Origin of the sequence: Xanthomonas axonopodis pv. maculifoliigardeniae (genome assembly GCF_041519315.1) — a bacterium.
GTDB lineage: Bacteria > Pseudomonadota > Gammaproteobacteria > Xanthomonadales > Xanthomonadaceae > Xanthomonas > Xanthomonas euvesicatoria.
Window position 1 is genome coordinate 1,591,357 of sequence record NZ_CP167998.1, and the last position, 11,925, is coordinate 1,603,281.

10 protein-coding genes and 1 tRNA gene are annotated in these 11,925 nt (G+C 64.3%); 7 read left to right on the top strand and 4 right to left on the bottom strand.

The window, feature by feature from the left end; translation table 11 throughout:
* Nucleotides 1-6: 6 nt before the first annotated feature.
* The 5 genes from ACDH77_RS06990 to ACDH77_RS07010 all read left to right on the top strand — a co-directional run bounded on the left by ACDH77_RS06990 (nucleotide 7) and on the right by ACDH77_RS07010 (nucleotide 4,332).
* The gene (locus tag ACDH77_RS06990) at nucleotides 7-1,200 is read left to right on the top strand and encodes an efflux RND transporter periplasmic adaptor subunit (protein ID WP_031421872.1); all 1,194 of its coding nucleotides are present in this window, start codon (nucleotides 7-9) and stop codon (nucleotides 1,198-1,200) included.
* A gap of 6 nt (nucleotides 1,201-1,206) precedes the next feature.
* The gene (locus ACDH77_RS06995; RefSeq protein WP_014089768.1) at nucleotides 1,207-2,787 is read left to right on the top strand and encodes a DHA2 family efflux MFS transporter permease subunit; all 1,581 of its coding nucleotides are present in this window, start codon (nucleotides 1,207-1,209) and stop codon (nucleotides 2,785-2,787) included.
* Nucleotides 2,788-2,828: 41 nt separating this feature from the next.
* A complete protein-coding gene (locus ACDH77_RS07000; protein WP_228728937.1) occupies nucleotides 2,829-3,158 on the top strand; it encodes a beta-lactamase family protein in 330 nt (109 codons plus the stop codon).
* 137 nt (nucleotides 3,159-3,295) lie between these two features.
* Nucleotides 3,296-3,757, top strand: a complete 462-nt coding sequence (locus ACDH77_RS07005) for a hypothetical protein (RefSeq protein WP_011346915.1) — start codon at nucleotides 3,296-3,298, stop codon at nucleotides 3,755-3,757.
* Between the two features lie 155 nt (nucleotides 3,758-3,912).
* On the top strand, nucleotides 3,913-4,332 hold the full coding sequence (locus ACDH77_RS07010; RefSeq protein ID WP_317719137.1) for an STY0301 family protein: 420 nt from the start codon (nucleotides 3,913-3,915) through the stop codon (nucleotides 4,330-4,332).
* A gap of 131 nt (nucleotides 4,333-4,463) precedes the next feature.
* On the opposite strand, the gene ACDH77_RS07015 is transcribed toward ACDH77_RS07010, so the two are convergent.
* The 3 genes from ACDH77_RS07015 to ACDH77_RS07025 form a co-directional block, all read right to left on the bottom strand.
* A tRNA-Leu gene (locus ACDH77_RS07015) sits at nucleotides 4,464-4,550 on the bottom strand.
* Nucleotides 4,551-4,690: 140 nt separating this feature from the next.
* Nucleotides 4,691-6,880, bottom strand: coding sequence for a beta-glucosidase (locus ACDH77_RS07020; RefSeq protein ID WP_372353891.1), 2,190 nt, complete (start codon nucleotides 6,878-6,880; stop codon nucleotides 4,691-4,693).
* Nucleotides 6,881-7,058: 178 nt separating this feature from the next.
* Complete coding sequence (locus tag ACDH77_RS07025) at nucleotides 7,059-8,828, bottom strand: M14 family metallopeptidase (RefSeq protein ID WP_109290655.1); 1,770 nt, start codon at nucleotides 8,826-8,828, stop codon at nucleotides 7,059-7,061.
* A 358-nt stretch (nucleotides 8,829-9,186) separates the two neighbouring features.
* Between ACDH77_RS07025 and ACDH77_RS07030 the strand changes: the two genes are divergently transcribed.
* Both ACDH77_RS07030 and ACDH77_RS07035 read left to right on the top strand, forming a co-directional pair.
* Nucleotides 9,187-10,752: an oligopeptide:H+ symporter gene (locus ACDH77_RS07030; protein ID WP_372353777.1), complete on the top strand. Its 1,566-nt coding sequence runs from the start codon at nucleotides 9,187-9,189 to the stop codon at nucleotides 10,750-10,752.
* A 7-nt stretch (nucleotides 10,753-10,759) separates the two neighbouring features.
* Nucleotides 10,760-11,368, top strand: a complete 609-nt coding sequence (locus tag ACDH77_RS07035) for a rhomboid family intramembrane serine protease (RefSeq protein ID WP_003483519.1) — start codon at nucleotides 10,760-10,762, stop codon at nucleotides 11,366-11,368.
* 308 nt (nucleotides 11,369-11,676) lie between these two features.
* Here ACDH77_RS07035 and ACDH77_RS07040 read toward each other — a convergent pair whose 3' ends face one another.
* Complete coding sequence (locus ACDH77_RS07040; protein WP_005911777.1) at nucleotides 11,677-11,865, bottom strand: hypothetical protein; 189 nt, start codon at nucleotides 11,863-11,865, stop codon at nucleotides 11,677-11,679.
* Nucleotides 11,866-11,925 lie beyond the last annotated feature (60 nt).

The window sequence follows — 11,925 nt, forward strand, 5'->3', positions numbered from 1 at the left end:
TCGACGATGAGCCAGACGACTTCAACTTCTCCTCAACCCGCACCGGCCGCGCCCAGCAAGCGCCGCGCTGCGCTGCGCATCGTGGCCATTGTGGTGATCCTGGCGATCATCGGTCTGGTGGTGTGGTACTTCCTGGTCGGCCGTTGGCACGAAGACACCGACGATGCGTATGTGCAGGGCAACCAGGTGCAGATCACCCCGATGGTGGGCGGTACCGTGGTCAGCATCGGCGCCGAAGACGGCATGCGTGTGGAGCGCGGCCAGTTGCTGGTGCAGCTGGATCCGGCCGACACCGAGGTCGCCTTGCAGCAGGCCGAAGCCAACCTGGCCAAGACCGTGCGTCAGGTGCGCGGTCTGTATCGCACCGTGGAAGGTGCGCAAGCGGAGTTGTCCGCTCGCGAAGTCACGCTGCGCAGTGCGCGCTCGGACTTCGCACGGCGTAAGGATCTGGCCGCCACCGGCGCGATCTCCAACGAAGAACTGGCGCATGCCCGCGACGAACTGGCCGCCGCCGAAGCGGCCGTAAGCGGCTCGCGCGAGAGCTTGGAGCGTAACCGAGCGTTGGTGGACGACAGCGCGGTGGCCAACCAGCCGGACGTACAGACCGCCGCCGCACAGCTGCGTCAGGCGTATTTGAACCATGCGCGCACCGGCGTGGTGGCGCCGGTGTCCGGCTATGTCGCACGGCGTTCGGCGCAGGTGGGTCAGCGCGTGCAGCCGGGCAGCGTGTTGATGGCGGTGGTGCCGCTGGAGCAGGTGTGGGTGGAAGCCAATTTCAAGGAAACCCAGCTCAAGCACATGCGCCTGGGCCAGGAGGTGGAACTGCATTCTGATCTGTACGGCGGCGGCGTGAGCTACACCGGCCGTATCCAGAGCCTGGGCCTGGGCACCGGCAGCGCCTTCTCGCTGTTGCCGGCGCAAAACGCCAGCGGTAACTGGATCAAGATCGTGCAGCGCGTGCCGGTGCGCATTGCAGTGGATTCCAAGCAGCTGGCCAGCAATCCGCTGCGGATTGGCCTGTCGATGAAGGTCGATGTGAACCTGCACGATCAGCAGGGCAGCGTGCTGCCGACCAAGGTCGCCAACGGCGCGGTGTTTTCCACCGACGTGTATGCGCAGCAGCTCAAGGCTGCCGACGCCGACATCCAACGCATCATCCAGGACAACCTGCCCTCGCAGGCTGCCAGCAAGGCGGGCTAAGCCACCATGTCTTCGCAAGCTCCCACCGCGCCCGGCGGCCCGGCGGCACCGGCGCCGGCCGCCGGATTTCGCCCGGCCAGCGTGGCGTTGTGCACCGTGGGCCTGGCCATGGCCTCGTTCATGCAGGTGCTGGACACCACCATCGCCAACGTCTCGCTGCCGACCATCGCCGGGAACCTCGGCGCCAGTTCGCAGCAGGCTACCTGGGTGATCACCTCGTTCGCCGTCAGCACTGCCATTGCGCTGCCGCTGACCGGTTGGTTGAGTCGCCGGTTTGGCGAAACCAAGTTGTTCGTGTGGTCCACGCTGGCGTTCACCATCGCCTCGCTGCTGTGCGGCCTGGCGCAGAGCATGGGGATGCTGGTGGTGGCGCGCGCGCTGCAAGGATTCGTTGCCGGCCCGATGTATCCCATCACCCAGAGTCTGCTGGTGTCGATCTATCCGCGCGAAAAACGCGGACAGGCGCTGGCGTTGCTGGCGATGATTACCGTGGTGGCCCCGATCGCCGGGCCGATTCTCGGCGGCTGGATCACCGACAACTACAGCTGGGAATGGATCTTCCTGATCAACGTGCCGCTGGGCGTGATCGCCAGCAGTATCGTGGGTTCGCAATTGCGGCATCGCCCCGAACAACTCGAAAAGCCGCGCATGGACTACATCGGCCTGATCCTGCTGGTGGTTGGGGTGGGCGCACTGCAGTTGGTGCTGGATCTGGGCAACGACGAAGACTGGTTCTCTTCGGACAAGATCGTGGTGCTGGCCTGCATCGCGGCAGTGGCGCTGGTGGTGTTCGTGATCTGGGAGTTGACCGACAAGGATCCCATCGTCGATCTCAAGCTGTTCCGGCATCGCAATTTCCGCGCTGGCACCTTGGCGATGGTGGTGGCGTATGCCGCGTTCTTCAGCGTGAGCCTGCTGATCCCGCAATGGCTGCAGCGCGATATGGGTTACACCGCGATTTGGGCCGGCCTTGCGACTGCGCCGATCGGCATCCTGCCGGTGCTGATGACGCCATTCGTGGGCAAATACGCGCTGCGCTTCGACCTGCGCATGCTGGCCACCATCGCTTTTATCTTCATGTCCTTCACCAGCTTCTTCCGCTCCAATTTCAACCTGCAGGTGGACTTCGGCCATGTGGCCACGATCCAGTTGGTGATGGGCGTAGGCGTGGCATTGTTCTTCATGCCGGTGTTGCAGATTCTGTTGTCTGATCTGGATGGCCGCGAGATCGCGGCGGGTTCGGGCCTGGCCACTTTCCTGCGCACGCTGGGCGGGAGTTTCGCCGCGTCGTTGACGACCTACCTGTGGGCACGCCGTACCCAGGTGCACCACGCGCACATCACCGAGCACATTTCGGTGTACACGCCCGGCATGCAGGAGCAGGTGACCGCGATGGGGCAGGGCGACCTGCAACGCGGCGCGGCATCGCTCAATAACATGATCAACCACCAGGCTTCGCAGATGGGCTTCAACGACATCTTCTATCTGCTTGGATGGACCTTCCTGGCGATCATCTTCTTCCTGTGGCTGGCAAAGCCGCCGTTCGGCGCCGGCGCCGGGAGCGCGGCAGCAGCAGGGGGGCACTGAGCCCTTCTGTCCAGAGCGTTACGCCATCGCCGGTGTCTGTGGTGCATAACGGCAAGCCGCTATTTCGCGTCGTCGATGGGCTTGCCGATCTGGACACCACACAGCCAGCGACGCCGGAGCAGCTCTTTGCCGCGTTCTCGGTGGGCAAGCGGTTCGTTTGGCGTCGGTGCCATCTCGAAAAACACGCATCGCCTTTCCGCTGCACTCGCCGGCTGATGGCGACATGCGGGCATTTGCCCATGCGCTACGCACCGAAAACGCCGGTGCTGCAGACCAGCTTAGGGCGGGGCGTCAACACGGCCGGATCCACCATTGGTTGGCAGCGTGAGGGCGGCTCTCATGCGCGCACGATGGGCCGCTTGCGCAGGTAAGGTGCCAGGCGATCTCGCAGGGGTTGGGGTAGCATGCGTCGCTGCCGCTAGCGCGGTCCTGTTTTTTCCGCGAGGGCCACGCGCGGCGTCGTGCGCGGGCATGCCGCCTGCGTTTTTCATCACACAAGGAAGCTTCGATGATGTTTCGATCCTCATGGCGTCGCGTCTGTGCGACGACATTGCTCATTCCACTCCTTGGCATCGCTGCCGTTGCGCAGACGCAGGCCGCGGCCGCACGTCCGGAGGTGGCCAAGCAAGCCAAGGCGTATAGCTCCAGCGATGGCGTCAAGGTGTCGACCTTGCGTTACGGCCCGCGCGAAAAGAATCAGGCGCTGATGCAGGTGACCGGTGCCGACAGCGAGATCGACGACAAGATCCTGCTGGCAACGACGGCTGCCACGCAAAAGGACACCCGCTACACGGTTCAGCTGAAAGGCCGTCCGTATGTGCTGCTCATCCTCGACGAAGGCGGCGGCGAGTTGTACCTGCCAGGTGCGGCGAAGCCGGCGCGCGTCGGCTATGACGCCGGTGTCTCGGAGCAGATCAATCCCGAGCATTATCTGACCGATTATCTTGAGCAGATGGCCGGCAGCAAGTAAGCCACGCAACGCGCTGCAGGCCAGCGTGGCCAGGTCTGCAGCGCGGTCTGGTTTCAAAACGCGGCAATGTTGCCGCTTCGTACGGTGCAGTTGCACGCGAGGGGTTTGCGATCATGGCAGGGACGTCGTTCGTTGGATCATTGCGGTGCATAACGGTGCTTCTCGCACCGGTGCTTGCCTTGCCTGCCTTGGCCGAACCCACATTGCAGTGCCCGGCAGCCTTGCACATCACCGATGGCACCTTGCAGAGCCCGGACCTGCCGGAGGGCGCGCAGCTCGGCGTCGACCCGCACCAGGCGCTGCGGTTAGCGTCGATTGGCGTGTATTCGGGCCACCCCCGCGAGCGTGCCGCACTGGTGCCGCGCAACGCGGAAGCAGCGCAGCCGCGTGGCGTGGCGCACTGGGTCTGGCGTTTCGATGATGCAGACCCGCACGGCACCTATGTGGTTTGCGCGTACGGTGAGGCAGTGCAGGTGTCCCTGCGCATCAGCGATGCCGCACGCACCTGCATAGGCACCTTGCGTAGCGACCCCATGCCCGCAGCCGAGCGGAGCGCATCCTTCGACTGCCAGTAGCGCGCCCGACCCGATAGCCGAGCAGGCGGCAGCGCACTGTCGATCAGCGCAGCGCGCTGCCCAGCCCAGGCGATCGCCCAAACGCAAAAAACCCCGCCGAAGCGAGGTTTTTTACGATCTACCGTGAGTCGTGGTGCCCAGGAGAGGACTCGAACCTCCACGAAGTTGCCCCCGCTAGCACCTGAAGCTAGTGCGTCTACCAATTCCGCCACCTGGGCGACTCAGGGGGCGAATTGTGCAAGCTGCGCGCGAGGCTGTCAACGCACCCGACACATTTTTTCGTCGCCCGTACGCAGTCTGGCAACCGAACCGGCCCGATGGTGGCGCACGCACGGGTTAGTGCATGCGCCACGTGCGCTCACGGCAACTGTGCCGCCTGCAGCGTGACCTGGGCAGTTTGCACCGGCTCGCTCGCCGAGCACGCCAGTTGTACGCGGTACGTGCCTGCGGCGATCGTCCAGCGACGTGCCTGGGCATCGAAGTCGGCCAGGGTCCTGGGCTCTGCCACCACCTGCACGCTGCGTTTTTCGCCGGGCTTTAGCGTGAGCTTCTGCCAGCCGATCAGGCGCAGCGGGGTGGCGTGGCCGTCGGGCAGGGTGACGTAGAGCTGCGGCACGGCGGCGCCTTCGCGCGAGCCGGTGTTTTCCACCTCGAATCTGGCGGTGAGCTGGCTGCCGCTTGCCTCCACCTGCAGCCCGCCCATGCGGAACTGCGTGTACGACAGGCCGTGGCCGAATGGGTAGCGTGGTGTCAGCTTGCGCGCGGCGAACCACTTGTAACCGACGTTGGCGCCTTCGATGGCGTAGTCGATGGTGTCTTCGCCCGGCTTGGCCGGCTTGAAGCCCAGCCCCGGAATCGACGGGCGCGGCAGCTGCGATTCGTCCACCGGCCAGGTCACCGGCAGGTGGCCGGAGGGATTCACCGCGCCGGTCAGCAGGTTGGCGATCGCCTCACCGCCACCGATGCCCGGATACCACGCCTGCAGCACCGCCGGCACGCGTTCGGCCCACGGCATGCGCACCGGTCCGTTGGTTTCCAGCACCACGGTGGTCTTCGGGTTGGCTTTGGCCACCGCTTCGATCAACGCATCCTGGTTGTCGGGCAAGCGCATATCCGGCAAGTCCACCGATTCGGCGGCCCATTGGGTGGCGAACACGATCGCCACATCGGCCGCCTTGGCGGCGCGTGCGGCCGCATTGCGGTCCTTGCCGTCCACGTAATCGATCTGCACGTTCGGCAATGCCGCACGCAGCGCCTGCAGCGGCGAAGACGGGTGGATGATCACCGGGCCGGGCCAGGTGGTCGGCGTGATGCCCGGTACCGCGTTGCCGCCGTTGATGGTGTAGTCCACCCGCGAGGAGCCGCCGCCGGACATCACGCCCTTGTCGGCGTAGCCACCGATCACGGCAATGCGGCGCACGTCCTTGGACAACGGCAATGTGGCTTGCTCGTTACGCAGCAACACGCTGCCTTCTTCGGCCACATGTTGCGCAGCCAACAGACCGGCCTTGCCGTCGATGGGCTGGCGCTGGGTCGGGTGATCGAAGGCACCATGCGCGAACAGGCTACGCAACACGCGCCTGACCATGTCGTCGAAGCGCGCGCGCGGCACCACGCCGGCAGACACCGCCATGCGCAGCGGCGTATCGAAAAACACCGCCGCGTCGAACACTTCGCCGGCCGATTGCTGGTCCAGCCCGGCCAATGCCGCCTTGGAACCGCTATGCACGCCGCCCCAATCGGACATCACGTAACCGGGGTATTTCCATTCCTGCTTGAGCACCTGGTTGAGCAGGTAATCGTGCTCGCAACCATAGGTGCCGTTGATCTTGTTGTACGAACACATCACCGAGGCCGGGTCGCCGATCTTCAGCGCAATCTCGAAGGCCAGCAGGTCCGATTCGTGCATCGCCTGCTCGCCGATCTGCGCGCTATGAAAGTTGCGCCTTGTTTCCATATCGTTGAGTGCGAAGTGCTTCATCGTGGACAGCACATGCTCGCTTTGCACGCCGCGAATCGATTCGCCGACCATGGTGCCGGCCAGCAACGGGTCTTCACCGGCGTATTCGAAGTTGCGCCCATTACGCGGGTCGCGCTGCAGATTGACGCTGCCGGCGAGCAACACGTTGAAGCCTTGCTGCCAGGATTCGCGCCCCATGGTCTTGCCGCCGGTATACGCCAGTTGCCTGTTCCAGCTCGATGCGGTCGACGGTCCGGATGGCATCGCGGTGGCGTAGTCGCCCTTGCGGATGCCGCCGGGGTTGGTCACGCCCACGCCGGCATCGGCCAGTTGCTGGGCGGGAATGCCCAGGCGCGCAATGCCGGGAACGTAGCCGGCCGAACCGAGCGCGCCTTCGGGCTTGGGAATCTTGTCGGTGCCCAGGCCGAAATAGCTGCGCAGCATCTGGAATTTTTCATCCTCGCTCATCTGCGCCAGCAGGCGGTCGGCGCGCTGGTCCGGGGTCAATGCAGTGTCCATCCACGGCTGCGAAGAGGGCGCGCCTTGCGCAACTGCCAGCGGCGCGGTCAGGGCGATGCCCAAGCCCATCACGACCGCCAGGACCAGGGGGCGCGGACGGTATTTGCGGACTGTAAACGGTTTCATATCGAGCTGTGGCACGGAATATCCTTGTGGTGCTGGGTCAAAACATATGAGAGGGGCACTAAGTGCCCACGTCTGGAAGGCGCGGTGATGCCGCGCCGACGCGTGCAGAATCGGCAGGCGGTTAGAAGTCGGTCTGCGCGGTGCGGAGTACCGGATAGAGCTGGTAGCGCTCATCCCACGATGCGTGGCGCTTGGCAAAAAATTCCAGCCGCGCCTGCGGGTTGTTGGAAAAGTCCGGATCGCTGGCGATGCGCTGTTCGAACTGCGCCTTCAACGCGGCATCGCGCGCAAGCATCTGGCGCGCCACCTCTTCGGCGACGTAGGCTTCCATGTATTCCTTGCGCTCGAACGCGGTATTGAAAAAGCCCCACTGCAGCAGCGAATCCGGTGCCTGCGGTTCCAGCATCGCCATCACCAGGCGCGCCTTGGGTTGCGCGATCGGCACGAACAACGAGCCGGCCGGCACGCTGCGGGTTTCATTGCGCCATTGCCCGCTGAGTTCCACTGTCTGGTGGCTTTCGTTGGAGCGTGCTGCGAACTTGACCGCTTCGGCGCGGAAGGTTTGCACCGGCCGCTGCGCCGCAGTGCCGATGGTCGTGAATTGGATACCATGCAGGCGCAGTTTTTCGCCCACCAGGGCGGCTTGCGCAGCCGGGACCAGGTAGCCGCCGCGTGGCGCATCCACCACCACATCGGGCTTGATCTGGTCGCGCAGCGGCACCTTCCAGACTTGCGGCTTGCTTTCGTCGTAGTGCGTCATCAGTGCCCCGGAAATCGGCGACGGTGTGCGCGTATACGCATAGCCACGGAACGCGACGGTGCGTGCGTCTGGGCTAGCAGCGAAGCTCAACGGTTCGGTCGTGCCGGCCAAACGCGTGGCGCGCTGATCGGCAGCCAATGCATCGGCGCGCCACTGCGTGCCATGGCGTGCGGCCTGCTGCAACACCGAGACGATGGCATTGCGGGTGATCCGCACACGGGTGGGGTAATCCTTCCACGAATGCGTTTCCACCAGCATGCCGAAGCGGTTGCGTAGCAGGAAATAGCCGTGCGAAAAGCGTGGCGGCGACACATCATCGGCAAAGCCGGAACTGGGGTCGTCTTCGTGCACGAAGGACGGGTAGTACGGCAGCGGCAACGAGCCCTGTTTTTTCAGATCGGCGAGCACTGCGTCGCGCCAGCGTGTGCCATCGCGCTGCAAGCCCGCATCGCCGGCATGCACCGGTTCCACCTGCACCGAGACGTCGTGCTCGAACTTGGCGCCGTCGGTGACGTGCAGGTCTACATACATCAACGGGTCCCATTGCTGCACCAGTTGCAGCATGGCCTGCATTTCCGGCGCGTCGGCCTTGACGTAATCGCGGTTGAGATTGAGGTTCTGCGCGGTGGTGCGCCAGCCCATCTGTTCGGGACCGCGCTGGTTGGGGCGGTTCCAGGCACCGAAGCGCTCATGCCCATCGACGTTGAATACCGGCACGAACACCCACACCAGCTTGTCCAGCACGCCATGGCCGGCCTTGCCATCGAGCAACTCGCGCAGGGCCAGAAAGCCCGCATCCTTGCCATCGATCTCGCCGGCATGGATGCCGCCCTGGACCAAAACCACCGGCAGCTTGCGTTGCGCGGCCGATTGCGCGTCGAGTGCGCCACTGGTGGAGACGATCAAGGCCTTCATCGGCCTGCCCTCGGGCGTGGTGCCGAACTGGATGCAACGCACCGCCTGCGGGTAGCGCTGCGCAAACGCATCGCACAGTGCAATGACTTCGTCGTAGCGGCCGGTCTGGATGAAACCGCTGCGCTCTGCCTGGGTGGTCAGCGGCGCGGCAGCCAGCGCGGCGGGGGCGGAAGTCAGCAGCAACAGGCTCAGGGCAAGGCGAGTGAAGCGGGGCATCCAGCGGTCCAGTGTTCCAGGAAAACGTTTGCAATGTAGCCGAGCCGGCGTGCAAGGCCAATCTGCACTGCGTCATGGTCTTGCTGTGATCGGTGCCAAGCGTGGGTTTCACCCGGACACGCTGCGGCTTTCCCTTGATCGGGCGAGCAACATTCGAGGAGGCGCAGGCTACGCGGCTGCCGTGCAACGCTTGGCGCCATGGCGTTGTCGGCCAACCTGGACGACACCGATCACGCTGGGCGAGGTCCGCCAGCTGCGTCCGCTGAGCTCCTGCGTCCGACATGTTCGGGCGGGCAATGGCGGCCGGCGGGCGGGCGCCGGTACGATAGGGCCTGTTTTCAGCACGACCGGACTGCCTTTGACCACCTCCATCTCGCCAGGCGCTTCTGCCGGGGCGCGGCTGCCGCGCCAGATTCCTTTCATCATCGGCAACGAGGCCTGCGAGCGTTTCAGCTTCTACGGCATGCGCAACATCCTGGTGCAGTTCCTGATCACCTCGCTGTTGCTGCAGGAAATCAGCGGGCCAGGGCGCGAAGCCGAGGCCAAGCACATCCTGCACAGTTTCATGATCGGGGTGTATTTCTTCCCGTTGCTGGGCGGTTGGCTGGCCGACCGCTTTTTCGGCAAGTACAACACCATCCTGTGGTTCAGCCTGGTGTATTGCGCCGGGCATGCCTGCCTTGCGCTGTTTGAGGGCAGCCGCGACGGATTTTTTCTGGGTCTGGGCCTGATCGCGCTGGGCGCAGGTGGCATCAAGCCGCTGGTGGCCTCGTTCATGGGCGACCAGTTCGACCAGTCCAACAAGCACTTGGCCAAGGTGGTGTTCGACGCCTTCTACTGGATCATCAACTTCGGCTCGCTGTTCGCCTCGCTGCTGATTCCGCTGGCGCTGAAGAATCTTGGCCCGGCCTGGGCATTCGGCATTCCAGGGATCCTGATGTTCGTGGCCACGCTGGTGTTCTGGCTGGGGCGCAAGCGCTATGTCTTGGTGCCGCTGCCGCCGAAGGACCCGCATGGGTTCGGCGCGGTGGTGCGCACTGCGTTATTGACGTACGCGCCCGGGCAGGGGCGTCCGGGCTTGATGCTGGCGGTCGTCTCGGTGTTGCTGGCGCTGGCCGGCTTCGCGCTGGTCGAGCAATTGGGCATCGTCGTGTGCCTGTGCATTGCGCTGGTGTTGTTGCTGGCCGGGATCGGCGGCGGGACCTGGTGGCAGCTAGAACGTGCGCGTGGCACCCATCCGGATGTTGCGGTGGAAGGCGTGCGTGCGCTGTTGCGGGTGTTGGTGATCTTTGCGCTGGTGACGCCGTTCTTTTCGTTGTTCGACCAGAAGGCCTCGACCTGGGTGCTGCAGGGGCGCGAAATGACCATGCCAGCCTGGTTCACCGCTTCCCAGATGCAGGCGCTCAATCCGCTGCTGGTGATGCTGCTGATCCCCTTCAACAACCTGGTGCTGTACCCGCTGTTGCGCCGTGGTGGCTGGGAGCCGACCCCCTTGCGCCGCATGACCAGCGGCATCGCCTTCAGTGGCGTGGCCTGGGTGGCGGTAGGCGCGATCCAGATGGTGATGGACGGTGGCGAGCCGATGCACATCGCCTGGCAGATCCTGCCGTACGCACTGCTCACCTTCGGCGAGGTGCTGGTGTCGGCCACCGGCATCGAGTTCGCCTACAGCCAGGCGCCGCCGTCGATGAAGGGCGTGGTGATGAGTTTCTGGTATCTCACTACCACCGTCGGCAATCTATGGGTGCTGCTGTCCAACGTGGCGGTGCGCAATGCGACGGTGACTGCGCATATCGCCGATACTGGGCTCAGTGAAGCGGCCTTCTTGATGTTCTTCTTCGCGGCCTTCGCGTTCCTGGCGGCACTTGCCTTCGGCTTGTACGCACGCCGGTATCGCATGGTCGACAATTACCGTACTGTCTGAGGTCTGCATGATTACCCTGATCCTGATCGCCATCACCGGCATCGTCTCTTGGATGGCGTTCAACAATCGCAAGTTGAGCGACCGGCTGATCCTGTGGCCGCCGGCGGTAGACAAGCACAAGCAATACGATCGCCTGGTGACCTATGGCTTCATCCACGCCGATCTGGGGCACCTGATCTTCAACATGATCACGCTGTTCTTCTTCGGCCGGGTGATCGAGAACGTGATGGCCCAGCTCACCGGCAGCGTGCTGACCTATCCGCTGTTCTATCTGGCCGCACTGGTGGTCTCGATCCTGCCCAGCTACCTGAAGAACCAGAAGAATCCGAATTACCTCAGCCTGGGCGCATCCGGTGCGGTGTCGGCGGTGCTGTTTGCCTTCATCCTGCTGCAACCGTGGACGATCATCCTGGTGCTGTTCATTCCGGCCCCGGCGATTCTCTACGCGGTGTTCTATGTGGGCTACAGCCTGTGGATGGACCGCCGCGGCGGCGATCGCATCAACCACAGCGCGCATCTGGCTGGCGCTGCGTTCGGCGTGATGTTCATGCTGATCATGGAACCGCGCGTGTGGCAGGTGTTCCTGGAGCAGCTGTCCAACCCGCGCTTCGGCTGAGCGCGGCCGGCGATGGTGACGCTCGCCCAAGCTCAACGCGCTGGACGCTGCCGCGGTTAGAAAGTGAACTTTTGTGCGCGGCCAGCGTGTCCCTTCTGCAGGCCGAACGCGTGGTTGCCAGCTAGCGCGATGGGATGCCCGACGACTGCCGGCGTGTACGGACCGGAGCGTTTTAGGAAGCGGGTGAAAAGCCGCCCCGATACGGCCGAGCCATGTCAGACACGCGCGATGGCACGGTCTCGACAGACGTATTGGATGGGATCAACGACTGCACAGCGGATGAGGCCGCTGCGCAGCGATGCGCCAGCTCAGGCCGCGTTGCGTTCCTGATCGGCGCTGGATGCCACGCCGTAGGCCTGCTGCAGGCGCTCGTACACCGTATCGTTGAGCTGCGTGAAATCCGGATTGTGGGTGTCGCCCTTGAGAGCGAACTGGAACAAGCCCTCCAGCAACGAGCTGTCGCTGTCTGCGCTGTGTCCTGCCGAATCGTTGTTCATGCGGTGGCTCCTCGTAGGTAAGGCGAAGACGTCGCTGCTTCCGCACACCGGTTGCCGCGA

What these genes read in the sequence shown, in the direction of transcription:
- ACDH77_RS06990 (WP_031421872.1), top strand. Translation starts at nt 7, where the DNA reads ATGAGCCAGACGACTTCAACTTCTCCTCAACCCGCACCGGCCGCGCCC.
- ACDH77_RS06995 (WP_014089768.1), top strand. Translation starts at nt 1,207, where the DNA reads ATGTCTTCGCAAGCTCCCACCGCGCCCGGCGGCCCGGCGGCACCGGCG.
- ACDH77_RS07005 (WP_011346915.1), top strand. Translation starts at nt 3,296, where the DNA reads ATGATGTTTCGATCCTCATGGCGTCGCGTCTGTGCGACGACATTGCTC.
- ACDH77_RS07020 (WP_372353891.1), bottom strand. Translation starts at nt 6,880, where the DNA reads ATGGGCTTGGGCATCGCCCTGACCGCGCCGCTGGCAGTTGCGCAAGGC.
- ACDH77_RS07025 (WP_109290655.1), bottom strand. Translation starts at nt 8,828, where the DNA reads ATGCCCCGCTTCACTCGCCTTGCCCTGAGCCTGTTGCTGCTGACTTCC.
- ACDH77_RS07035 (WP_003483519.1), top strand. Translation starts at nt 10,760, where the DNA reads ATGATTACCCTGATCCTGATCGCCATCACCGGCATCGTCTCTTGGATG.
- ACDH77_RS07040 (WP_005911777.1), bottom strand. Translation starts at nt 11,865, where the DNA reads ATGAACAACGATTCGGCAGGACACAGCGCAGACAGCGACAGCTCGTTG.